Annotated in this window: 21 protein-coding genes and 1 pseudogene; 16 read left to right on the forward strand and 6 right to left on the reverse strand. The window is 61.3% G+C overall.

Annotated features, from left to right (window positions below):
• Window positions 1–17 precede the first annotated feature (17 nt).
• The 3 genes from DGA31_RS27355 to kce are packed head-to-tail and all read left to right on the forward strand — an operon-like array spanning window position 18 to window position 1,996.
• Window positions 18–473: a PaaI family thioesterase gene (locus DGA31_RS27355; protein ID WP_109514642.1), complete on the forward strand. Its 456-nt coding sequence runs from the start codon at window positions 18–20 to the stop codon at window positions 471–473.
• 60 nt (window positions 474–533) lie between these two features.
• A complete protein-coding gene (locus DGA31_RS27360; RefSeq protein ID WP_056837693.1) occupies window positions 534–1,073 on the forward strand; it encodes a cupin domain-containing protein in 540 nt (179 codons plus the stop codon).
• Complete coding sequence (gene kce, locus DGA31_RS27365) at window positions 1,070–1,996, forward strand: 3,5-dioxohexanoate:acetyl-CoA acetone transferase (RefSeq protein WP_056837696.1); 927 nt, start codon at window positions 1,070–1,072, stop codon at window positions 1,994–1,996. Before DGA31_RS27360 ends, kce begins: the two co-directional genes overlap by 4 nt.
• A gap of 48 nt (window positions 1,997–2,044) precedes the next feature.
• Here the strand turns inward: kce and DGA31_RS27370 are convergent, their stop codons facing one another.
• A complete protein-coding gene (locus DGA31_RS27370; RefSeq protein WP_109514643.1) occupies window positions 2,045–2,662 on the reverse strand; it encodes a TetR/AcrR family transcriptional regulator in 618 nt (205 codons plus the stop codon).
• Window positions 2,663–3,001: 339 nt separating this feature from the next.
• On the opposite strand from DGA31_RS27370, the gene DGA31_RS27375 reads away from it, so the two are divergent.
• From DGA31_RS27375 to DGA31_RS27385, 3 genes are all read left to right on the forward strand, one after another.
• Window positions 3,002–3,934, forward strand: a complete 933-nt coding sequence (locus DGA31_RS27375) for a VOC family protein (RefSeq protein WP_056837699.1) — start codon at window positions 3,002–3,004, stop codon at window positions 3,932–3,934.
• Window positions 3,907–4,308: a Rieske (2Fe-2S) protein gene (locus DGA31_RS27380; protein WP_240043486.1), complete on the forward strand. Its 402-nt coding sequence runs from the start codon at window positions 3,907–3,909 to the stop codon at window positions 4,306–4,308. The genes DGA31_RS27375 and DGA31_RS27380 overlap by 28 nt, the downstream gene beginning before the upstream one ends.
• Before the next feature lie 84 nt (window positions 4,309–4,392).
• On the forward strand, window positions 4,393–5,295 hold the full coding sequence (locus DGA31_RS27385; protein ID WP_056837701.1) for a SphA family protein: 903 nt from the start codon (window positions 4,393–4,395) through the stop codon (window positions 5,293–5,295).
• A 165-nt stretch (window positions 5,296–5,460) separates the two neighbouring features.
• Here DGA31_RS27385 and DGA31_RS27390 read toward each other — a convergent pair whose 3' ends face one another.
• The 3 genes from DGA31_RS27390 to DGA31_RS27400 are packed head-to-tail and all read right to left on the reverse strand — an operon-like array spanning window position 5,461 to window position 8,998.
• A complete protein-coding gene (locus tag DGA31_RS27390; RefSeq protein WP_277749411.1) occupies window positions 5,461–6,912 on the reverse strand; it encodes an NAD-dependent succinate-semialdehyde dehydrogenase in 1,452 nt (483 codons plus the stop codon).
• A gap of 35 nt (window positions 6,913–6,947) precedes the next feature.
• Complete coding sequence (locus DGA31_RS27395; protein WP_056837705.1) at window positions 6,948–7,958, reverse strand: dihydrodipicolinate synthase family protein; 1,011 nt, start codon at window positions 7,956–7,958, stop codon at window positions 6,948–6,950.
• A 35-nt stretch (window positions 7,959–7,993) separates the two neighbouring features.
• Window positions 7,994–8,998 carry an ornithine cyclodeaminase family protein gene (locus DGA31_RS27400; protein ID WP_109514645.1) on the reverse strand — a complete coding sequence of 335 codons (1,005 nt, stop codon included), beginning with the start codon at window positions 8,996–8,998 and terminating at the stop codon, window positions 7,994–7,996.
• A 186-nt stretch (window positions 8,999–9,184) separates the two neighbouring features.
• Between DGA31_RS27400 and DGA31_RS27405 the strand changes: the two genes are divergently transcribed.
• The 5 genes and pseudogenes from DGA31_RS27405 (at window position 9,185) to DGA31_RS30980 (ending at window position 13,449) form a co-directional block, all read left to right on the forward strand.
• On the forward strand, window positions 9,185–10,183 hold the full coding sequence (locus DGA31_RS27405; protein ID WP_109514646.1) for a fumarylacetoacetate hydrolase family protein: 999 nt from the start codon (window positions 9,185–9,187) through the stop codon (window positions 10,181–10,183).
• 148 nt (window positions 10,184–10,331) lie between these two features.
• A complete protein-coding gene (locus tag DGA31_RS27410; RefSeq protein ID WP_109514647.1) occupies window positions 10,332–11,444 on the forward strand; it encodes an FAD-dependent monooxygenase in 1,113 nt (370 codons plus the stop codon).
• 68 nt (window positions 11,445–11,512) lie between these two features.
• The gene (locus DGA31_RS27415) at window positions 11,513–11,716 is read left to right on the forward strand and encodes a hypothetical protein (protein ID WP_236709401.1); all 204 of its coding nucleotides are present in this window, start codon (window positions 11,513–11,515) and stop codon (window positions 11,714–11,716) included.
• 110 nt (window positions 11,717–11,826) lie between these two features.
• A pseudogene (locus DGA31_RS30975) lies at window positions 11,827–12,330 on the forward strand (MCP four helix bundle domain-containing protein); the annotation flags it as partial.
• Between the two features lie 519 nt (window positions 12,331–12,849).
• The gene (locus tag DGA31_RS30980) at window positions 12,850–13,449 is read left to right on the forward strand and encodes a methyl-accepting chemotaxis protein (RefSeq protein WP_421958016.1); all 600 of its coding nucleotides are present in this window, start codon (window positions 12,850–12,852) and stop codon (window positions 13,447–13,449) included.
• Window positions 13,450–13,491: 42 nt separating this feature from the next.
• Here the strand turns inward: DGA31_RS30980 and DGA31_RS27425 are convergent, their stop codons facing one another.
• A complete protein-coding gene (locus DGA31_RS27425) occupies window positions 13,492–13,965 on the reverse strand; it encodes an Lrp/AsnC family transcriptional regulator (RefSeq protein ID WP_421958015.1) in 474 nt (157 codons plus the stop codon).
• A 158-nt stretch (window positions 13,966–14,123) separates the two neighbouring features.
• Between DGA31_RS27425 and DGA31_RS27430 the strand changes: the two genes are divergently transcribed.
• The gene (locus DGA31_RS27430) at window positions 14,124–15,164 is read left to right on the forward strand and encodes a zinc-dependent alcohol dehydrogenase family protein (RefSeq protein ID WP_056837719.1); all 1,041 of its coding nucleotides are present in this window, start codon (window positions 14,124–14,126) and stop codon (window positions 15,162–15,164) included.
• 184 nt (window positions 15,165–15,348) lie between these two features.
• Here the strand turns inward: DGA31_RS27430 and DGA31_RS27435 are convergent, their stop codons facing one another.
• Window positions 15,349–16,029, reverse strand: coding sequence for a type 1 glutamine amidotransferase domain-containing protein (locus tag DGA31_RS27435; protein ID WP_109514648.1), 681 nt, complete (start codon window positions 16,027–16,029; stop codon window positions 15,349–15,351).
• 242 nt (window positions 16,030–16,271) lie between these two features.
• Here DGA31_RS27435 and DGA31_RS27440 point away from each other — a divergent pair, with 242 nt between their 5' ends.
• The 4 genes from DGA31_RS27440 to ggt all read left to right on the forward strand — a co-directional run bounded on the left by DGA31_RS27440 (window position 16,272) and on the right by ggt (window position 21,151).
• On the forward strand, window positions 16,272–17,342 hold the full coding sequence (locus DGA31_RS27440; RefSeq protein ID WP_109514649.1) for a catalase family peroxidase: 1,071 nt from the start codon (window positions 16,272–16,274) through the stop codon (window positions 17,340–17,342).
• The gene (locus tag DGA31_RS27445; protein ID WP_109514650.1) at window positions 17,339–17,887 is read left to right on the forward strand and encodes a cytochrome b; all 549 of its coding nucleotides are present in this window, start codon (window positions 17,339–17,341) and stop codon (window positions 17,885–17,887) included. The genes DGA31_RS27440 and DGA31_RS27445 overlap by 4 nt, the downstream gene beginning before the upstream one ends.
• A 152-nt stretch (window positions 17,888–18,039) precedes the next feature.
• Window positions 18,040–19,332: an MFS transporter gene (locus tag DGA31_RS27450; RefSeq protein WP_109514651.1), complete on the forward strand. Its 1,293-nt coding sequence runs from the start codon at window positions 18,040–18,042 to the stop codon at window positions 19,330–19,332.
• Between the two features lie 91 nt (window positions 19,333–19,423).
• The gene (gene ggt / locus DGA31_RS27455) at window positions 19,424–21,151 is read left to right on the forward strand and encodes a gamma-glutamyltransferase (RefSeq protein ID WP_109514652.1); all 1,728 of its coding nucleotides are present in this window, start codon (window positions 19,424–19,426) and stop codon (window positions 21,149–21,151) included.
• Window positions 21,152–21,419: the final 268 nt, after the last annotated feature.

The raw sequence follows: 21,419 nt of genomic DNA on the forward strand, positions 1-21,419 counted from the left end.
ACGCGCCGGGGCCTGCCATGCACACACTGATCGATAACCCTGACCGCGCCTTGCTGGAGCGCCTGCTCGGCGAAGAAGCGTCCGATGTGGCGCTGGAGATGACCGAGCATCTCAGGCAACTGGATGTGCGCCTGGTGAAAGGATCGCCAGGGCATCTGGAACTCAGCTTCAGGGCATCGGGGGCAGACTTGCAAGGCAATAACGTCGTGGCAGGCGGCACGCTGATGACCATGCTCGATTACGCCATGGCTTTTGCCGTGCTCAGCCAATTGCCGGCCGGTCGTACCTGTGCCACGACCAGTATCACCGTCAATATGCAGTCCGCTGCCGGGCCTGCGCGGCTCAAGGTCATCGGGCAGGTGGACCGGGTGGGGCGGCAAGTCGCTTTTGCCCGTGCCGAGTTGCTTGACCCCGAAAGCAACAAGCGCGTGGCCAATGCGTGTGCGACCTTCGCCGTGCTGGAATGCCGATAAAAAGCCAAAAAATTTTAACTATATACTGAACGATACGTATCGTTTATATGGAGTGCTGGTATGAATATAACCGCTTCTGCGCCCTACCGTCCGGTCCGCCGGATCGTGACCGGTCATAACGCACAAGGTGAATCCATCATCGAAAGCGATGGCGTTGCACTGAATGTCGTGGCCGAGCCAGGCAAGCCGATTGCCCAGGTGCTATGGGCGACCGGACAAGGACGGGCGCCGGGCGGTGAGCCTGCACCGGCCGGGCACAAGTTTGCCTTTCACTCTGAAGGCGGGTCATTGCTGCGCATCGTGGATTTTCCGGCCGATGAAACCTACGACCAGGAAAAGCTGCTCGAATTTCTGGATCAGGAAGGCGTGCGAGACACCGCTCAGCCCAGGCACTTCTGGTTTCACAAGACGGAGTCGCTCGATTATGCCGTGGTGCTCGAAGGCGAAATCCATGCCTTGCTGGATCAGGGCGAAACCCTGATGCAGGCCGGGGACGTGCTTATCCAGCGCGCCACGAACCATAGCTGGTCCAATAAGTCGGGAAAAAACTGTCGCATGCTGTTTGTGCTGATGGCCTTGCAGGAAGGAGAGGCATTATGAGAAAGGCAATTATCACTGCGGCCATTACCGGTGGTGCCCACACGCCCTCGATGTCGCCTTACTTGCCCGTCACGCCCGATGAGATCGCGCAACAGGCCATCGATGCCGTGCACGCCGGGGCGGCCATTGTCCATCTGCATGCGCGCAACCCTGAAGACGGGCGCCCGACCGGCAGCCCTGAGATGTTCAGGCAGTTCGTCAGCCGTATCAAGCAGCAGACCGATGCCATCGTGAACATCTCCACCGGCGGCGGTGGCCCCGGCATGCCGATCCATGAGCGCGCGGCCGCCGGCATCGATCTGCAGCCGGAGATGTGCTCATTGAACATGGGGTCTATCAACCTCAACCTTTCCGAGATGGCCAGGAAGGAAAGGGACTGGAAATACGACTGGGAAGTGCAACACCTGGAAGCCACCAAGGACCTGGTGTTCAAGAACACCTATGCCGACATCGAGTGGATCCTTGAAACCATTGGCAGTACCGGCACACGCTTCGAGTTTGAATGCTACGACGTCAGCCATCTGTATACGCTGAAGTACTTTCTCGATCAGGGCCTGGTGAAGCCGCCGCTGTTCATCCAGACCATTTTCGGGCTGCGCGGGGCCATTGGTTCGCATGCCGAAGACGTCCTGCATCAGAAGCGCACAGCCGACAGGCTGTTTGGCGATCAGTATCACTGGTCGGTGCTGGGCGCCGGCAAGGATCAGATTCCCCTGGCGACCCTCAGTGCGCTGCTGGGCGGCAATGTGCGGGTGGGGCTCGAAGACAGCCTTTATATCGGTCGTGGCGAGCTGGCTGTATCCAACGCTGCCCAGGTGCGCAAGATTCGCGAGATTCTCGAAGGGCTGGGCATCGAAATTGCGACCCCTGCCGAGGCGCGTGAAATGCTTGCGCTCAAAGGGCGAGACAATACTGCTTTTTGACGGGCGTGCTGCCGACCGGTTTATTGCCGGCCCTGAGGGCCGGCGCTTTCAAGCCTGTGAGTCAGGAACACCGAGCAAATGATAGACATAGGCGATATGCGATGTGGCAAATTGCTCGTCCAGCGGTGCATGGCCGAGCATGAGCCTCATGTAGACCGCGCCATAGATCACGTCCATGAGGATTTCTATGTTGGTATCGGCTGCGATCTCGCCTGTCGCTTTCCAGTCTTCGAGAATCTCACGCACCACGGCGCGGCGGCCGTAGTGAAAGCGCTCACGGAAGGCGCGCAGGATCGAAGGGTCCGACTGGCCCTCGGCAATGATCTGGGCCACCAGGCGTCCCGGCCAGCCTGCGTATTGCTCGACCAGCGAGCGAAAGTGGTAGGCCAGCGCGTCCTTGGGCGCCAGTTCACGAGGCACCGTGGTCTTGACCAGGTGGTTCTCCATGAACGCGTCGATGACAATCAGCGCCTTGGAATCCCACCATCGATAAATGGTCGCCTTGCTGACGCCGGCTTCGCGTGCGATTGCTTCGATCGAGATGGCCTGGATCGACTTTTCCTGAAGAAGCAATATGGTCGCGTCGAGTATCTGGCGACGCGTCGCTTCGCTGCGAGGACGGCCGACGGCTGATTTTTCGTTCGATGCCATCTTGTTAACCTGCATGACAGATCCTTTCACGTTGACTGTTCTGCACCTGTTCGTTACGGCAGCCTGGGGCAGGGTGCATACGAAACGTGTCGGTCAGTATATTTTCAATGCCAGAAACTTGCTATGACAGTGCCAAGGGCGCTGCCAATCATTCCTGATCTTTAGGCTCTGTGGAAGAACAGAGGCGGTTGCTGAAATAAGCAACAAAAGCAGTGTAGCAAACCCCTTTACAAAACGATACGATCCGTTTAGATTTGGTTTCAGTCTTCCCGTGCTGAGCTTCAGTGATCCAGCGCGTACCACCGGGCCGAAAACGGCACCCGGCAAGATGAACACAATAACAAAGGTGATCGAATGAATATCGTAGGTCCGGACAGGCTGGTCTTTGGTGTAGATGATGTGGCGCTTTGCGAGCGCTTCCTGGTGGATTATGGCTTGCAGGCCGTCGGCAACGGGCGCTTCGAGGCGCTCGATGGCACGGGCGTGGAAATCAGGCATCGCAACGACCCTGACTTGCCAGCGTGGGAACTGCCCACCAGCAATATGCTGCGCAAGACCGTCTATGGCGTCAGTGATGCTTCAGTGCTTGAACAGATCAAACGTGAATTCGAAGGCGAGCGTGAGGTCAAGGTGCTGGCTGACGGCTCGCTGGAGCTGGTGGACGACCTGGGATTTGCCCTGGGCTTTCAGGTGACGGTGCGCAGACCGATCAATCTTCCTGCCGAGGCCATCAATGCGCCGGGTGACATTCGTCGCCCTGCCAACACCACCGGCGTGCCTTCGGATGTTGCCACGCCCCTGGTGGCGCGCCCGCGCACACTGTCGCATGTGGTGTATTTCGTGCCCGATTCCGAAAAGGCCGAAGCGTTCTACACCCGCCGCCTGGGCTTCAAGCTGACCGACAAGTTCGTCGGGATGGGGCCGTTCCTGCGTCCTGCCGGGACGTTCGATCATCACACGCTGTTCTTTATCCAGACCCCGCCCCACCTGCAAGGGTGCGAACATTTCACCTTCCACATGGGGGGGCCGACCGAGGTGCTCAGCGCCGGCTATGCGTTCGTCAACAAAGGCTATGAGTCTTTCTGGGGCCCCGGGCGCCATCGCTTTGGCTCGAACTGGTTCTGGTACTTCAATACGCCGCTGGGCTGCCATATCGAGTACGACGCCGACATGGACCAACACGATGATGAATGGACACCCCGTGTGGCACCTGGCGTCATCGATAACTCGCAGATCTTCCTGTTCCATTGGCGTGAACAATGGGCGCCCGGTGGCAAGCCCGGCTGATCGATGCCATGCAGGCATCATCGACCCGCTACAGCGTTTGCTCTATCAGCGATCTTCCAGAAGGGCAGTCAAAAGGATTCCGATTGTCTGCCTTTGGGCCGGATGACTTTTTCCTGGTCAATCAGGCCGGTGTGATCCATGGCTATCGCAACTCGTGCCCGCACTGGCCCGGCTCGACCCTGCCACTGAAAAAAGGTGACTACCTGGATGAGTCGGCTCGCTACATCGTGTGCCACGGACATAACGCCCTGTTTGAAATTGAAACAGGGCGGTGTATCAGCGGACCTTGCCTGGGCGAGCGGCTGACACCCTTGACCATTGAAGTCGATCAGTCGGGCACTGTTTTTATTCTCACACATACTGCATCGCTCTGAATGTTCTGTCCTGCGCAGGCGCACAACCGTGTGCCGGCGCCGCTTCAACCTGCATGAAAACAAAAACAATAAAGGATGTGCCTCATGAACAATACCGGTGTCTTCAAACTCGCTGTTTGTCTCATCAGTGCAGTGGTGGCTGCTCGTGCGCAGGCCCTCGAAGGGGGAACGTCCAGTTACCCGTCGGGTGTCGTGACCGTCATGAGCGGGGCCATTGGCGCGCCCGGTGAAACCCACCTGTACAGTTACAACAAACTGATCGATATCAACTCGGTTCGCGACGGTCAGGGCGACAAGGTCTTTCCCAAGGCCAGCGGCAAGATTCACGCGCATGCGCTGCGGTTGGTGCATACCCTCGACGGGCCGCAGTTTCTGGGCGCCAATGTCTCACTGCAGGCGGCTCTGCCCTATGTAGACGGGCATATCGACATTCCGGCGCTCGGCCCGTATGGGCGCGGCTCTTCGGACGGCATGGGCGACCCGATGTTTGGTTTTTTGCTCAGTTGGGCATCACCGCGGTACTTGCAGAACATCGACATTGAACTTATCCAGCCATGGGGCAAGTACGATGAACATGAACTGGTCAATCCCGGCAACAATACGCGCGCACTTTATGTGGGGTACGCCTTTACCTGGTTTGCTGCCGAAAAACTGGAGCTGAGTTCCAAGATCAGTGCCAACTACAGTTTTGAGAACAAGGCCACTGACTACCAATCCGGTATCCAGGTCGTTGCCGACTACGGCCTCAACTACCGGATCGGTCAGAACTGGCTGGCGGGTATTGGTGGTTACGTGGCGACTCAATTGAACGATGATCAGTCCAATGGGCAGGACATCGGTAATCGCACCCGCTCGACCAAAATAGGTCCGCAAGTCGGGTATGGCAGTCGGGACTGGGGGTTTGTCGCGGCGTACCAGAAAGATGTGTATGCCCGTAATACCTCGGGTGGCGATACCCTGATGCTCAATGGGTTCGTCAAGTTCTAGGTTTGCACGGTCCGAAACGCCTGGCCTTATGGCCAGGCGTTTTTTGTCATGCCTGAACAATAGTGTTCCGGTGGCTCGCCATGTCCGTGTAGCAATAGGGAAGGGGACGGCACAGAAGAAGGTGCAGCAAATGGCCCGGCAGCAGAACACTGCCGGGCCGGGAGGTCAGAGCCCTCCAAGTGCCACGTATTTGATTTCCAGGTAGTCCTCGATACCGTACAGGGAGCCTTCACGGCCCAGGCCGGACGCCTTGACGCCGCCAAAGGGAGCAACTTCCGTAGAAATGATGCCTTCGTTAACGCCGATCATGCCCACTTCCAGGCCCTCGATGACGCGGAAGATGGTCCCGACATCGCGCGCATAGACATAGGCCGCCAGGCCAAAGGGCGTGTCGTTGGCCATGGTCAGCGCCTCCTGCTCTGATGTGAAGCGAAACAGCGGTGCCACCGGACCGAAGGTTTCGTCACTGAACACCAGAGCTTCGCGTGGCACATCAATCAGCACGGTCGGCTCGAAGAAACTGCCACCCAAGGCATGCCGCTGGCCGCCGGCAATGACCCGGGCGCCCTTGCTCACGGCATCGGCAATGTGTTCTTCCACCTTCAATACGGCCGCTTCATTGATCAGCGGTCCCTGCACCACGCCTTCGTGCATGCCATCGCCAACCTTGAGGGCTGCGGTGGCTTCAGCCAGCTTGCTGGCAAATGCGTCGTAAATGCCGGCCTGGACCAGGATCCGGTTGGCCGCGACACAGGCCTGGCCGGTATTGCGGTATTTGGCGGCCAGCGCGCCCTTGACGGCGGCATCGACATCGGCGTCATCGAAGACGATAAAGGGCGCGTTACCGCCCAGTTCCATGCTGGTCTTCTTGATGGTCGGCGCGCACTGGGCGAGCAACTGAGCGCCCACCTCGGTCGAACCGGTGAACGACAGCTTGCGTACGGCCGGATGGGCTGTAAGCGCGCCGCCGATCGCCTGCGCCGAGCCGGTGACCACATTACAGACGCCTGCCGGCAGACCGGCACGCTCGGCCAGCACGGCAAGTGCCAAGGCTGACAACGGGGTCTGGCTGGCCGGCTTGATCACCCCTGCGCAGCCCACGGCCCAGCCGGGACCCGCCTTGCGAGTGATCATTGCCGCCGGGAAGTTCCACGGCGTGATGGCGGCAAAGACGCCGATCGGGGCCTTCTGCACCAGAATCTGCCGACCGTGAGCGTTCTGCGGAATGATGTCGCCGTAGACCCGCTTGGCCTCTTCGGCAAACCACTCGATGAAGCCTGCGGCATAGAGGATTTCACCCCGCGACTCGACCAGGGGCTTGCCTTGCTCGGCCGTCATGATCGTGGCCAGGTCGTCCAGGTTTTCCAGCATCAGGTCGTAAAGCGTGCGCAGCACCCTGGCCCGCTCCTTGGGCAGTGTCTTGCGCCATCCCTGCATGGCGCGCTCGGCCGCTTCGATGGCCCGGCGGGTTTCGTCCGCGCCACCCTTGGGCACGCGTGCCACCAACTCGCCGGTGGCCGGGTTTCTCACTTCGAGGGTCTGGCCGCTGTCGGCCTGTACCCATTGTCCGTCGATCAGCATGGCCTGGCGCAGCAGGTCCGGGTCCTTGAGGGGCAGCGTGACTGTCTTGGTGTTGGTCATGGTCGTGGTCCTCACACCGGATGGCGGCCGACGAAAAAGGCTTCGTCGAGATCGCGGGTAGGATTCAGGCCGGCCACTTCCAGGCCTTTGCGCAGCACCGCCATGTCACGCTGGTACACGCGTTGGGTGGGGTGCGGCATGGGCCCGCCGTTGTAGCCCTGCAACCATCCCTGGTATTTCCACATCATGCGGTTGAGCAAGCCGTTGGCGGCCATCGGCAGGCTGGCGAAGGCCTTGCGCGCAGGGTCCATCTTGTACCAGAGCTGCGTGGCTTCGTCGTACTGGCCGGCGCGGATCAGGGTATGGATCTGTGGCAGCAGCGGACCGTAATAGGCCGAATAGTTAGTGCCGCAAAAGGGAATATCCATCACCTGTGCCAACGGCACGTATTCATATTCCAGCGGTGACGAGATCACCACCTCTTGATGAAACTCGCGATGCACCTCGATGGCCGACATGATGTAGGGCAGGCCGCCCTCGGCCTTGATGGCCACCACGTTGGGAATCTCATCGACCATGCGTCGCAGCACAGCCAGCGGAATGTCGGCCGGGTGCAGGCGGCTGAAGCCCCAGGCCGGCAACGGGAAAATGATCACGCCCAGCCGGGTGGCGTCGCAAATGGCCTTGGTGTAGGCGAAGACCTCTTCGTAATCCTTCGGGTAGAAATACGGCGGGTAGCCCAGCAGCACCAGGTCGGCGCCGGCCTCTTCGGCGCGCTTCACCGCTTCAATGTTGTCTTCCAGGGTGTTGAACACCGCGTGGTGGACAATCACCAGGCGGCCTGCGGCCTGGTCGGCCATGATCCGGCAGAACTCACCGTACTGTTCCTGCGTGATCGCCACTTCCGAGCAGGACAGTGAACCGACGAATCCGTGCTGGATGGCCAGCTCGACATCGTGGCGCACCGCCTTTTCATTGATGCGCCTGAAGTCCGAGGTCATGGTCGGGATGGTGACGTTGGCAACGCCCTTGAGGTGTTCGCGAGCCCATTCGCGGGCGTCTTTCTTGTTGTAATTGGCCATTTACAAGGCTCCTTGGGGGTAAGTGGGTGTACAGATCAGCGTTTTGTCTCGAATTCGATTGGCAAGGCGGTGGCGAGGCCGGCCTCAAGGGCTTTGGTCAGGATCAGCTCGGCCACCACGATGTCCTGCAGGCCGCCACCGACCGACTTGTACATCGGTGTGCGGGCCCGGGCGAGGGCCTCATCGCAGGCACCGCTCATCAGGTCCGCCAGACTGTAGGTCTTGCTGTGCACATCGATACCGGCGGCCTGGGCCGCCAGCATGTCACCGGTTTCTTCCAGCACTTCTTCGCGCATGTCGCAAATGATCAGGTCGCTACGCTCGACCACCGACACATCGATTTCCCGTTGTTCCGGAATGGTGGAGCCGATCGATACCACGGTGGCGCCAGGCTTGAGCCAGTCACCGAACAGAATGGGTTGTTCATCGCGTGAACGGGCTGCAGTCAGTACCAGGTCTGCGCCTTCGACGGCCTCCCGGGCGGTGGCTGCGCCTTTGGCCGGTATCCCCAGGTCCAGGGTGACGGCCTCGGCAAAGGCGGCCCGTTTTTCCGGGGTCGGGCTGAAGACGGTCACCTCGATGAGCTCGCGCACGCTGGCGAATGCTCGGGTGTGCATGGTCGCTTCCAGTCCGCTTCCCAGGACTGCCAGGCGCAACGGGCGCCTGGGCGCCAGGCGATCCAGTGCCGCCGCCGACGTGGCTGCGGTCCGCAGGCCGGTGACCAGATTGCCGTCGACAAAGGCGGCAATGCGGTTGGTGGTGCGATCGAACAACACAATGACGTACTCGATGCCGGGCGGTGCATCGCCCATGTTCGAGCCCATCAGCTTGGCGCCGTAATAGCGGCTGCCCGGCGGAATGGCCGGCAGGTTGCGCAGCCAGGTCTTCTCCAGCACCGCCACGGTGCGCGGTGGCGTGGCCTTGGCAGGGATGTCATGGGCGTAAGCGCGCTGCAGGGCGGCAATGGCATCTTCCCAGCGAAATACAGCGCGTGCCGTATGGCTGGAAACGAAAACCGGCGAGTGGGGGTTGGCAGTCATGGCATAGGCTCCGTATCGCAAAGAAGATTTCTTATAAACGATACGGAGCGTATCTAAAATAGATATTCTCTACAAGCCAGTTGAAAGAGTGAAAAAAATGCTTGGCCTAAAAAGCAGGGGCGCTTGAAATATCGAAACGATACGTATAGTTTGTTTTGTGTTCATACAGCGCCTCAGGAGAAAACAATGAAATTGGGTCGGTTTGTGGTTGAAGGGTTGGACGGTCCGGTGCAGCGCATCTGCATGGTCTTGCCTGAACAAGGTCGGGTCATTGACCTGCGTGCGGCCGAAGCACTGCGGCTTCAGTCGCAAGGCGCTACCCGCGAAGCGGCGTTGCGCTATGCCTCAACGGTCTTTCCCGAAAGCATGTCGGCAGCCATCGCCTTGGGTCAGCAGTTTCTCGATACGGCACACCAGGCCGCGCACGCGTTTGGCGACGATGCCTCGCGCAGCATCGACACACTGCAATGGGGCCCCGCCTGTGATCCCTCGGTGGTCCGTGATGGCTTGACGTTCACCAAGCACATCCGCCAATTTCACGAGCGGATGAACATTACGCCCACCCCGGCCTTGCTGGATATTCCCGGCTACTTCAAGGGCTCGCCCTGGACCGTGATCGGCCACGACGCCGAAGTGCCGTGGCCTGCCAAGGGACAGCGGATCGATTACGAGCTGGAGATCGGCTGGGTCATCGGCCAGCGCGCGCACAACATTCTTCCCGAAGACGCCCGCTCGCATATTTTCGGGCTGACCATCTTCAACGACTTCAGTGCGCGTGACCTGCAAGCCAACGAGTTCGCCATCGGCATGGGACCGACCAAGAGCAAGGACTTTGCCTATGGCATCGGTCCCTGGATCACCACCATCGATGAGTTCACCAACCTCAACGACATCAAGATGGCCGTGCGCGTCAATGGCGAAACCTGGGGTGAAGGTGACTCCTCCGAAATGCTCTGGACGCCTGAAGAACTGATTGCCTATGTCTCGATCGGCGATCATGTCCAGCCAGGCGATGTCATCGGTTCCGGCACCATGGGCAATGGCTCTGCGCTGGAGCTGGGCCGCAGCCTGAATCCGGGCGATGTCGTCGAACTGGAGGTGTCCGGCGTGGGCGTCCTGCGTAACCGTATCGGCCAGCGTCCGGCCGATGCCTGGTGGCCGGCTCGTCGCGAAGCCTTCATGTAGGCCATGTGCAGCAGGGCCTGGTAATACCGTAGCATCAGCGCGGTTGCTTACATTGCCAGGCCTTGAACGGTCGCCGGGTAGGTGATCGCACGCAACACGTGTGTTTTTGCAGCTACCACCCGCCACAGAAGCGGAGAGGAGACAAGAAATGAACGAAATCAAACGCGTCCTGATCGTCGGCAGTGGCATCGGTGGCGCCACCGCCGCCTACGCTCTGCGCAGGGTCGGCGTCGATGTCCATTGCATCGATATCAAGACCGAGACCCCTATGGTCGGGTCTGGCATCTGCATGCTGCACAATGCCATGCGGGCCATGGCCAGCCTTGACCTGGCCCAGGCCTGTCTCGACAGCGGCTATCACTTCGATGCGTTCCGCCAGTTCGACTCGGCAGGGCAACTGCTGCGCACCAACCCGGCGCCGCCCAGTTGCGGCATCCGCCGGCCTGAGCTGGCACGCATCCTGGAGACGGCCGCCGAGGGCGCCGGGGCGATCTTCGATAGAGGGCTCACGGTGCAAAGCCTGGTCAACCGGGCAGAGGGCGTCGATGTCCGCTTCTCTGATGGCCGTGAGGCCACCTACGATCTGGTCGTGGCGGCAGATGGGGTCTATTCCAAGCTGCGCCAGCAACTGTTCGGCACCGACTGCTCGCCACGTTTTGCCGGCCAGAGCGTGTGGCGCTTCAACGCCCCACGGCCTGCCGAAGTCGACGCGTTCTGCCTGTTTCGCACCGCCTCGGGCAGAACCGTGGGTTCGTTCCCGACCTCCCAGGAAAGCTGCTACATCTTTTACCTGGAAAACAGCCCGGAGCCGCTGCGTGTTCCGGAGGCGGAGGCACACCTGCTGATTCGCGAGCGATTGTCCGAGTTCACGGCACCGGCGATCCGTGCGTCGCTGGAATGCGTGACCCAGCCCAGGCAGGTCATTTTCCGGCCCCTGGACATCACCCTGGTGCCTGCCCCCTGGCACCGTGAACGGGTCGTGCTACTGGGCGATGCCGCCCATGCCCCGACGCCGCACATGACCTCGGGTGGTGGCATGGCCATCGAGGATGCCGTGGTCCTGGCCGACTGCATCGCCGCCACACAATCTGGCCAGGCGGCGCTCGAGCTGTATTCCAATCGTCGTTACGAGCGGTGCAAGACCATCTGTGACGCCTCCTTGCAGCTGTGCCGCAATGAACAGCAAGACCCCTTGGGCAATCGGGAAAAGTCGGCGGCCTTGTTGTTGTCCACTTATCAGTTTCTGGGGCAGCCGATTTAAAGACGCGTTATCGACATCTCAGGGTTTTCCAATAACAACAAGAGCGATCAACAGCTATGAACCTTACCTTGAAAGAGTCTGTAACCGCCGGCCTGATCGGCGGCGTGGTCTCGGCCATCGTGGCCTTCGTCGTGGCCTACTACCTCGTGCCCTTTCCGGGCGATGCGCTTGAAAACTCGATTGGCAATGGCATCAGCGGGCTGTTCAGTGGCTTGTTCAGCGGTTTTGTCGGTGTCTTTGTCGTGCTCAGGAAACTGCACGCGGCCCACTGACAGATAACCCGCCTGCCGATGATCTTCAGGCGAGCCATCGTTCGTGCCCGACATGAACGATGGGCCGCCTGAAAAAGAGGCAGGACCCTTCGCGTTCCCGGATGACTCTTATGCTGCGAAATCTGAAGTTGGCACCGCGCTCTGTTCTGAGCTTCGGGGCCATAGCCCTGGTCGTCGTACTGCTGGGCGGCTTTTCAGTGGTCAAGATTCAGGAAATGTCTGATCAGTCGATGGTGATCAGTGAAAAATGGCTGCCCAACATCATGCGCTTGAGCGACCTGGTCAAGGCCCAGTTGCGTAACCATGCCGTGATGGCACAGATGGCCGCCGTGGTCGATCCTGTGGCCAGGCAGGAAGGGCTGGACAACCTGCAACGCATGATTGCCGATGCGCGGGTTTTGCGTGACGCCCTGGCGCCAGGCCTGAGCGACGCCGCCGAGCGAGCCGCATTCGAGCAGTTGATAGCGGCTGATCAGGTGTATGGCGCCGAACAGCAACAGATCATCGCCCAGCTTGCAGCAGGCAACCTGAGCGACGCCGTGCTTGGCCTCAAAGGCAATGCCATGGCCTACGGCATCAAGCTTGGCATGGCGACAGACCATTTGATGAAGCTCAATGTCCAGGGGTATGAGCGCGCGTCCGAAGACCTGTTCGTGGCCCGCGACAGCGCCCGCAAAGGCGTGCTGTTTGCGGTGTTGGCCGCGGCGATCATGACGATCGGCCTGGCGGTCCTGTACACCCGCAGCATCGTGCAACCATTGAGTCATGCCGTAGAAGTCCTCGATCTGGTGAGCAAAGGCGACCTGACCCGGGAAATCAGTGTGTCAGACCACGATGAACCGGCCTTGGTGCTGCGCTCGCTCAAGCTCATGCAGACGGCGCTCAGGGCCGTGATGGACGAGATCGCCGGTGCTTCGCTGCGCATTGCGACCTCGGTGCAGGCGCTGGACACGGTGTCCGAGTCCTCCACCCGCAGCATGCACCGGCAGGACGAGGAAGTGACCGGCGCTGTTTCGGTTGTGCAGGTGGCCAGCCAGGCCATTGACGAAGTCGCCCGCAACGCCGCCTGGACTGCCGAAGCCTCGCACCGTTCGGATCTCAATGTGCGGGCCGGCTGTGAGCAGGTCGAGAAAATGGTCGACGCCATCGTGGCGTTGTCCAGCGAAGTGGAACTGACCAACCAGCAGATTCATGAGCTGGCCACCAGTATTGCCTCGGTTACCCGGATCATCGAAGTCATTCGCACGGTCGCCGAGCAGACCAACCTGCTGGCGCTCAATGCGGCCATCGAAGCTGCACGCGCCGGCGAGGCCGGGCGTGGTTTTGCCGTCGTGGCCGATGAGGTAAGGGCCCTGGCGCACAGGACCAAGGATTCTACGCAGGAAATCGAAGTGCTGATCGGACGTATCCAGGCGGTGACAGGCCGTGCCGTCCAGTCCATGCAGCGCAGTTCGCAGAGCGCTACGGCCACCTTGAGTCTTGCCGGGCATGCCGACCAGGCGCTCAAGGACATCCGTGAATCGATAGAAACCATCAGTGCGCGCAGCCAGGTGATTTCCGGTGCGGCAAGCGAACAGGCCGGCATGATGAGCCATGTCAATCAGAGCCTGCAGGTGATTCAAGGACGCTTTCAGGATGCATCCGAAGGCGTCAGCCAGACACGCCAGGCCAGCCGGGACCTGGCCTCGCAGGCACAGATACTCAGTGCCCTGGTGTCGCGCTTTCAGACCTGAGCGGGACTTGCTACCGGTCATTTTCCGGTTGCTCTGGTTTTGTCATCCCATCCCCAACAACTCGCCCACCGGCAGTCGGTGGGTGGTTTTCAGCTCGCGCAGGGAAAGGTTGGAGCGGATGCTGGTAACCCCCGGCAGCTTACGCAGGACCTTTTCGACAAACCGGCTGTAGCCATCCAGGTCCTTGGCGACCACTTGCAACAAGTAGTCGGCCTCGCCTGTGGTGTTGTGGCAACTGAGCACCTGCGGGGCGGACTCGATGATGCGCTCGAAATGCGCGGTCGCCTCTTCGCCGTGTTCATGGCAGGAAATCTGCACGAACGCCATGACCCCAAGCCCGAGCTGCTTGCGGTTCAACACCGCCTGGTAGCCTTCGATGATACCGCTGTCCTCGAGTCGCTTCTGCCGGCGCCAGCAGGATGCCTCGCTGAGTGACAATTGCTCGGCGAGCTTCACGTTCGACAGCCTGCCATCACGCTGCAAGCACTCCGAGAGTGCGATGTCCAGCTTGTCCATGACCATGCTCATGAAAGAATCCTTCAGTTCAGGGTGGTTTTATGAAGCTTTATTTCACAGTGCCGAAGACGTTCCTTGCAATCTGAAAAGTAATTTCAGGCCGTTGATTCATAATTTTCAAAGCGCGGTCCGTGCGTTTTCCAGACAGAGGTGACTTCATGAAAGCAGTTGTGTACGAAGCCTTTTCCCGGCCCCCCAGGCTGATGAGTGTTGAGGATCCTGCGCCCGAGCCGCATGGCGTTGTCGTCGAGGTGCTGGGCACGGGTGTGTGTCGCAGCGACTGGCATGGCTGGAAGGGGCATGATCCGGACATCCAGTTGCCGCACGTGCCAGGCCATGAACTGGCAGGCGTGGTCGCGGCTGTTGGCAGGGACGTGCGCAAGTGGAAGGTCGGGGATCGCATCACTGTGCCGTTCGTGGGCGGGTGCGGGGCTTGCCCTGAGTGCAACAGCGGCCAGCAACAGGTCTGCCACACCCAGTTTCAGCCGGGCTTCACCCATTGGGGCTCGTTTGCGCAATACGTGGGCATTCACCAGGCCGACCTGAATCTGGTGGCGCTGCCGGAACACATGGATTACGCCACGGCGGCCAGCCTGGGCTGCCGGTTTGTCACCTCGTTTCGCGCCGTGGTCGACCAGGGTCGGGTCAGCGCCGGGCAGTGGGTGGCGGTGCATGGCTGTGGCGGTGTGGGCCTGTCGGCGGTAATGATTGCCCAGGCGGTCGGTGCGAACGTGATCGCCATCGACATTGCCGAAGACAAGCTGCAACTGGCACGATCACTGGGGGCCGTGGCGACGGTCAATGCCAGCCAGGTCGCCAATGTGGTCGAGGCAGTGCAGGACATCACCCAGGGCGGGGCACATGTGTCTCTGGATGCGCTGGGACACCCTACCACCTGTTTCAACTCCATCAGCAACCTGAGGCGTCGTGGCCGGCATGTGCAAGTCGGGCTGATGCTCGCCGATCACAGCACCCCGATCGTACCGATGAGCAAGGTCATCGCCCACGAACTGGAAATTGTCGGCAGTCACGGGATGCAGGCGCATCGCTATGGCGCGATGCTGGACATGATCACCTCAGGCAAACTGGCGCCTGAAAAACTGGTGGGCAAGACCATCAGCCTGGAACAATCGATCGATGCACTGATGAACATGGACCGGTTTGAAACGGCCGGGGTGACAGTGATAACCACTTTCTGACCGGCGCGCCCCTGTGTAGGAGCGCGCTCTGCCCGCGACCGAGTGCGCAGCGCTCGCAAAATCTCGGAAACGCTGAAAGTTTATAGCGAATGACCGAAAATCTTGGAACCGCTGAAAATTTACGACTGCTACGCAGCCGGTCGCGGTGGTCCGGCATTCCGGCAAGCGCGCTCCTACAAGCCAGTCAGCCGCGAACCAGTTCGATCAGTGTCCTGGCCACGCCTTCGGAGCTGGCGGGGTTCTGGCCGGTGATCAGGCGGTCGTCTTCGACCACGAACGGGCCCCAGTCCGGGCCTTTTTCGTACAGCGCCCCGGCCTTTTCGAATTCGGTCTCGATCAGAAACGGCACCACGTCGGTCAGGCCCACAGCCTCTTCTTCGCTGTTGGTAAAGCCGGTGACCCGGCGGCCTTCGATCAGCAGCGCGCCATTGGCAGCCTTGACATGGCGCAGCACGCCTGGCGCATGACAGACAAACCCGATCGGCCGACCGGTGCGCAAGTACGCTTCGATCAGGTTGATTGAGGTCTGCGATTCGGCCAGGTCCCACAACGGCCCATGACCGCCGGGATAGAACACGGTGTCAAAGTCTTCGACCTTGACGGTATCGAGCTTGACCGTATGAGCCAGGGCCTGCTGGGCAGCGTCATCGGCCTTGTAGCGCTCGGTGGCTTCGGTCTGTGCATCGGGCTCGTCGCTCTTGGGATCCAGCGGCGGCTGGCCACCGGCAGGGGAAGCCAGGACCACCTCGGCACCGGCATCCTTGAAGACGTAGTAGGGCGCTGCAAACTCTTCCAGCCAGAAGCCGGTTTTCTTGCCGGTATTGCCCAGTTGGTCGTGGGATGTCAGGACCATCAGTACTCTCATGTCACTTACCTCACTGCATGGAATTCAGCCTTCGGTCAGTAGCTCCTTGGGCGCATTGATATCGTTATGACTGTTTGAGTCGCATGATGACTCAAGTTCCCCAACAAATGTTTGCTTCTGATACAGCGGCGGTTCAGTTGCGCTGAAGTATTGAACTCCCTTGACTTGCCGATGATCTCTAGCCGTCGCGCCACAGCCTGCCGCGGGCATCACGGCCTTCATCATCAGGAAGCGTTTATCTTATGCCCGACACTCGTAATACCTTCATCCGCAAGTGGTGGCCGGTGCCTGTGATCGGCGCCATTGCCGGATCGCTGCTGCTGGCCTTTGCCTGGAGCGCCGGCTGGGTCGGCGACCGGGTCACCGCCAAGGCCTTCGTCAATGCCTCGCCGACCTTCCCGCCAGGCTTTCGCCGCGCGCACGGTAAGGGGCTGTGCTATGCGGCCACCTTCCGCCCGACCGAGGCGGGCCGGGCGTTGTCCAGGGCTCGGGCCTTTTCCCAGGCCGAGGTGCCGGTGGTGGGGCGCTTTTCGGTCGGTTCGGGCAACCCGTTTGCCACCGATGACTCGAGCAAGGTCATCAGCATGGCCTTGCTGATGACCACTGACGACCAGCAGCAGTGGCGCATGGCGATGAACAACCAGCCGTTCTTTGCCACCCACAACGCCGAGGGTTTCCTGGCCCTGCAAAAGGCCACCGCGCCGGATCCTGCCACCGGCAAGCCGGACCCTGAGCGTCTGGCGCAGTTTCTGACCCAGTACCCCGAAGCGAAGAAATTCCTTGAGCGGGCCCGGCAGGCACCAGCACCGGGCAGCTATGCCGGGGTGAACTTCAATGGCATCAATGCCTTTTACCTGACCTCCGAACACGGCAACCGCGTGCCTGTGCGCTGGTCCTTGCGCGCCCACGACAGTTTTAAAGAGCGTGACCCCCAGGCCGGCCCTGACTACCTGTTTCAGGACCTGAAAGACAAACTGGCCAATACGCCCTTGTACTGGGACTTTGTGCTGCAAGTGGCGCAGCCGGGCGATCCGGTTGACGACCCGTCCCAGCCCTGGCCAGAGAATCGCCAGCAGGTGGTGGCCGGTACGGTTGAAGTCACGGCCGTCTCCGACCAGGCCACCGGCGCCTGCCGCGACGTCAATTTCGACCCCACGATCCTGCCGGCCGGCGTCGAGGTGTCGAACGATCCGATTCTCAGTGCCCGTTCAGCCGCCTATTCACGCTCGTTCAACCTGCGTGAGCGGGAAATCGGTTATGGCCAGGCCACCGAGGCCGTTGGCCGTCCGGTCGAACCCAGGAGCGCCCCATGAAGCCATCCAACCCTCCAGCGCCACGGCACTTCAACACCCTGGCGCGACTGCTGCACTGGCTGATGGCCTTGATGATCCTGGCCATGTTGTTTATCGGCGTGGGCATGGTCAGTTCGGTGCATCACCGCCTGTTTCTGATCGACCTGCATCGCCCGCTGGGTCTGGCCATCCTGCTGCTGGCCTTGGTCCGCCTGCTCAATCGCCTGACCCATACACCGCCGCCGTTGCCAGCCAGTGTGCCGGGCTGGCAAGCCTTCGTGGCCAAGGCCTCGCACTGGCTGCTGTACGCCTTGATGCTGGTGCTGCCCGTGCTGGGCTGGGCTTTGCTGTCGGCCGGTGGTTATCCGGTCACGGTGGTGACCGGCTGGAACCTGCCGGCCATTGTCCCGGCCAGCCCGCAGGCCTATGCCTGGTTGCGCGATGCCCACGGCTGGCTGGCCTGGACCCTGTTCGCCACGGTGCTGGCGCACTTGTCGGCCGCGCTGCTGCATGCCTGGGTGTTGCGCGACGGTGTGTTTTCGCAGATGACCTGGCGCAAGCGCTGATCGCCATTCACCGTTCACGCGACAGGGCCGCGATTTCTTTATGGGGCTACTGGCACTGTGCCGTTTCGCTTGGGTCATAACCGTAACCCCTGTCGGCGGTGCACGGCGGCGTTGCGCAGGGGGCTTTCATTTCCTTCGTGCGGAAGCTTGCCATGTCAGCCACCCCATCCTCTGGCGCCGCTTCACGCGGCGGTCCTTCGCGCCGTACCCGTCGCGGCCTGGACGCGCTCAATTTTACCCTGGCCGATGTACGTGACGGCCTGGGGCCGTACCTGGCCATCTACCTGATTGCGGTGCGCGGCCCCGGTGAGGGCTGGAACGAGGCCACGGTCGGCTTTGTCATGACCCTGGCCGGTTTTGCCGGCCTGCTGGCGCAAACCCCGATGGGCGCGCTGATCGACCGAACCCCCAACAAGCGCGCCATGATCGGCATCGCCGCGCTGGTGGTCACCCTGTGCTGCGTGGTGCTGCCACTGGTGTCGAGCGTCTACATGGTTGCCGCCACGCAGTCGCTGGCGCAAATCGCAGCGGCGGTCTTTGCTCCGGCACTGGCGGCCATCACCCTGGGCATCGTCGGCCCGGCGGCCTTTACCCGGCACATTGGCCGCAACGAAGGCTTCAACCATGCCGGCAATGCGTTTTCAGCGGCGCTGGCGGCGATGCTGGGCTATGCCTTCGGGCCGATGGTGGTGTTCTGGCTCATGGGCATCATGGCGGTAGCGTCCATTGCCGCCCTGTGGCGCGTGCCGGCCCATGAAATCGACGACAACCTGGCCCGGGGCCTGGAGAGCAACGCCGCGCCGCATGCGCATGCGCCGGTCTCGGCCTGGCAGGCGCTGCTGTCGAACCGGCACCTGATGCTGCTGGCGCTGCTGGCGGCGATCTTTCACCTGGCCAACGCGGCCATGCTGACCTCCATCGGCCAGCAACTGACCTACATCGTCGGCAAGGACAGCGCCACCTCACTGGTGGCGCTGTGCATCGTGGCAGCCCAGTGCGTGATGGTGCCGGTGGCAATCCTGACCGGCCGCAGCGCCGACCGCTTCGGGCGCAAGCCGATCTTCCTGGTGGCCTTTGCAGTGCTGGCGCTGCGCGGTGTGCTCTACACCTTTTCCGATAACCCGTACTACCTGGTGGCCGTGCAATGCCTGGACGGCGTCGGCGCCGGCATCTACGGCGCGCTGATTCCGGTGATCGTGGCCGACCTGACCCGTGGCACCGGTCGCTTCAATGTCAGCCAGGGCGCCATTGCCACCGCGCAAGGCGTGGGTGCGGCCATCAGCGCCACGATTGCAGGGCTGATCATCGTCAACTTCAGCTACGCCCACGCCTTCATGGTGCTGGCCGGCATCGCCGGCCTGGGCTTTGTGCTGTACCTGCTGCTGATGCCCGAAACCGCCAACACGTCCGTATCACAGGAGGTGTCCACCGGGTCGGCTGCCTGACCGATAGCCAAAGGCCTGGGCTGTTTGCATTTTGCCGCTATGCTCAGGCAGTGCCACACCCCTCAGACCTTTGCAAAGGATGACGTTGTCCATGATCTACAGGAAGTTGACCGCACTTGTCGTTGTCTCGTTTGCGCTGGGCGAAGCGCCCTTCGTCCACGGCGCCTCCACCGCCCCGGTTGCCGCCGAGAACGGCATGGTGGTGACCGCCCAGCACCTGGCCAGCCATGTCGGGGTGGACGTACTCAAGGCCGGCGGCAATGCCGTGGATGCGGCGGTGGCGGTGGGCTACGCGCTGGCCGTGGTCTACCCGGCAGCCGGCAACCTGGGCGGCGGCGGCTTCATGACCGTGCAGATGGCCGACGGCAAGAAAACCTTTCTCGACTTCCGCGAAAAGGCGCCCCTGGCGGCCACGGCCAACATGTACCTGGACAAGGACGGCAACGTGATCCCCGGCCTGAGTTCGCGCGGCCATCTGGCGGTGGGCGTGCCGGGCACCGTCTCGGGCATGGAATACGCCCGCGAAAAGTACGGCAGCAAACCGCGCAGCGAGCTGATCGCGCCGGCCGTCAAGCTGGCTGAAGAAGGCTTTGTGCTGGAGCAGGGCGACGTCGACCTGCTGTGGACCGCCACCGAAGACTTCAAGAAAGACATAAAGGACTCCGGTTCCATCTTTCTCTCCGATGGCAAGCCGATGCAGGTGGGCCAGAAACTGGTGCAGAAAGACCTGGCCAAAACCCTGCGTGAAATTTCCAGCAAAGGCCAGGACGGCTTCTACAAGGGCTGGGTGGCCGAGGCCATCGTCAATTCCAGCAAGGCGGGCAAGGGCATCATTGCCCAGGCCGACCTTGACCGCTACAAGACCCGTGAACTGGCTCCGGTCGAGTGCGACTACCGCGGCTACCATGTGGTGTCCGCGCCGCCGCCCAGTTCAGGCGGGGTGGTGATCTGCGAAATCCTTAACATCCTCGAAGGCTACCCGATGCAGGAACTGGGTTTCCGCTCGGCCCAGGGCATGCACTACCAGATCGAAGCCATGCGCCACGCCTATGTCGACCGCAACAGTTACCTGGGTGACCCGGACTTCGTGAAAAATCCGGTCGAGCGCCTGCTCGACAGGGGCTATGCGGACACGCTGCGCAAGGCCATCGACCCGCAGAAAGCCGCCGTGTCCAAGGACCTGGCACCGGGCATCGTGCCGCATGAAGGCAACAACACCACGCATTATTCGATCGTCGACAAGTGGGGCAATGCGGTGTCGGTGACTTACACCCTCAACGACTGGTTCGGTGCCGGGGTCATGGCCAGCACCACCGGCGTACTGCTCAACGACGAAATGGACGACTTCACCGTCAAGGTCGGGGTGCCCAACATGTACGGCCTGGTGCAGGGCGAGGCCAACGCCATCGCGCCCGGCAAGACGCCGTTGTCGTCGATGAGCCCGACCATCGTCACCAAGGATGGCAAGCCGGTCATGGTGGTCGGCACCCCTGGCGGCAGCCGGATCATCACTGCCACCTTGTTGACCATGCTCAATGTCATCGACTATGGCATGAACATCCAGGAAGCCGTGGACGCGCCCAAGTTCCACCAGCAATGGCTGCCGGAAGAAACCAACCTGGAAACCTTCGCCATCAGCCCCGACACCCGCAAGATCCTCGAAGGCTGGGGGCATAAGTTCAGCGGGCCGCAAGACCCCAACCACATGGCCGCCATCCTGGTCGGCGCGCCGACGCTGAACGGCCAGCCGGTGGGCAACAACAAGTACTACGGCGCCAACGATCCGCGGCGCAACACCGGGTTGTCGCTGGGCTATTGAGCCGGTACGTGCCTGGCGAATGAGCGCCTGCATTCGCGACCGCTGTCGCTCCCACATGAGAGGCACGACGCAACCTCCGTAGGAGCGACCGATGGTCGCGAAAGGGCCGGTGCATTCAACCTGTTCAGCGCCTGCCGGCCTGCATTCGCGACCGCTGGTCGCTCCCACAGATCAGCGGCATGACGCAACCTCCGTAGGAGCGACCGATGGTCGCGAAAGGGCCGTTACATTCAACCTGTTCAGCGCCTGCCAGCCTGCATTCGCGACC

Origin of the sequence: Pseudomonas ovata, from assembly GCF_003131185.1 — a bacterium.
Classification (GTDB): domain Bacteria; phylum Pseudomonadota; class Gammaproteobacteria; order Pseudomonadales; family Pseudomonadaceae; genus Aquipseudomonas; species Aquipseudomonas ovata.

Coding starts and splice junctions, on each gene's coding strand:
- DGA31_RS27355 (WP_109514642.1), top strand. CDS start 18: ATGCACACACTGATCGATAACCCTGACCGCGCCTTGCTGGAGCGCCTG.
- DGA31_RS27360 (WP_056837693.1), top strand. CDS start 534: ATGAATATAACCGCTTCTGCGCCCTACCGTCCGGTCCGCCGGATCGTG.
- kce (WP_056837696.1), top strand. CDS start 1,070: ATGAGAAAGGCAATTATCACTGCGGCCATTACCGGTGGTGCCCACACG.
- DGA31_RS27370 (WP_109514643.1), bottom strand. CDS start 2,662: ATGCAGGTTAACAAGATGGCATCGAACGAAAAATCAGCCGTCGGCCGT.
- DGA31_RS27375 (WP_056837699.1), top strand. CDS start 3,002: ATGAATATCGTAGGTCCGGACAGGCTGGTCTTTGGTGTAGATGATGTG.
- DGA31_RS27380 (WP_240043486.1), top strand. CDS start 3,907: ATGGGCGCCCGGTGGCAAGCCCGGCTGATCGATGCCATGCAGGCATCA.
- DGA31_RS27385 (WP_056837701.1), top strand. CDS start 4,393: ATGAACAATACCGGTGTCTTCAAACTCGCTGTTTGTCTCATCAGTGCA.
- DGA31_RS27395 (WP_056837705.1), bottom strand. CDS start 7,958: ATGGCCAATTACAACAAGAAAGACGCCCGCGAATGGGCTCGCGAACAC.
- DGA31_RS27400 (WP_109514645.1), bottom strand. CDS start 8,998: ATGACTGCCAACCCCCACTCGCCGGTTTTCGTTTCCAGCCATACGGCA.
- DGA31_RS27405 (WP_109514646.1), top strand. CDS start 9,185: ATGAAATTGGGTCGGTTTGTGGTTGAAGGGTTGGACGGTCCGGTGCAG.
- DGA31_RS27410 (WP_109514647.1), top strand. CDS start 10,332: ATGAACGAAATCAAACGCGTCCTGATCGTCGGCAGTGGCATCGGTGGC.
- DGA31_RS30980 (WP_421958016.1), top strand. CDS start 12,850: ATGGTCGACGCCATCGTGGCGTTGTCCAGCGAAGTGGAACTGACCAAC.
- DGA31_RS27425 (WP_421958015.1), bottom strand. CDS start 13,965: ATGGACAAGCTGGACATCGCACTCTCGGAGTGCTTGCAGCGTGATGGC.
- DGA31_RS27430 (WP_056837719.1), top strand. CDS start 14,124: ATGAAAGCAGTTGTGTACGAAGCCTTTTCCCGGCCCCCCAGGCTGATG.
- DGA31_RS27435 (WP_109514648.1), bottom strand. CDS start 16,029: ATGAGAGTACTGATGGTCCTGACATCCCACGACCAACTGGGCAATACC.
- DGA31_RS27440 (WP_109514649.1), top strand. CDS start 16,272: ATGCCCGACACTCGTAATACCTTCATCCGCAAGTGGTGGCCGGTGCCT.
- DGA31_RS27445 (WP_109514650.1), top strand. CDS start 17,339: ATGAAGCCATCCAACCCTCCAGCGCCACGGCACTTCAACACCCTGGCG.
- DGA31_RS27450 (WP_109514651.1), top strand. CDS start 18,040: ATGTCAGCCACCCCATCCTCTGGCGCCGCTTCACGCGGCGGTCCTTCG.
- ggt (WP_109514652.1), top strand. CDS start 19,424: ATGATCTACAGGAAGTTGACCGCACTTGTCGTTGTCTCGTTTGCGCTG.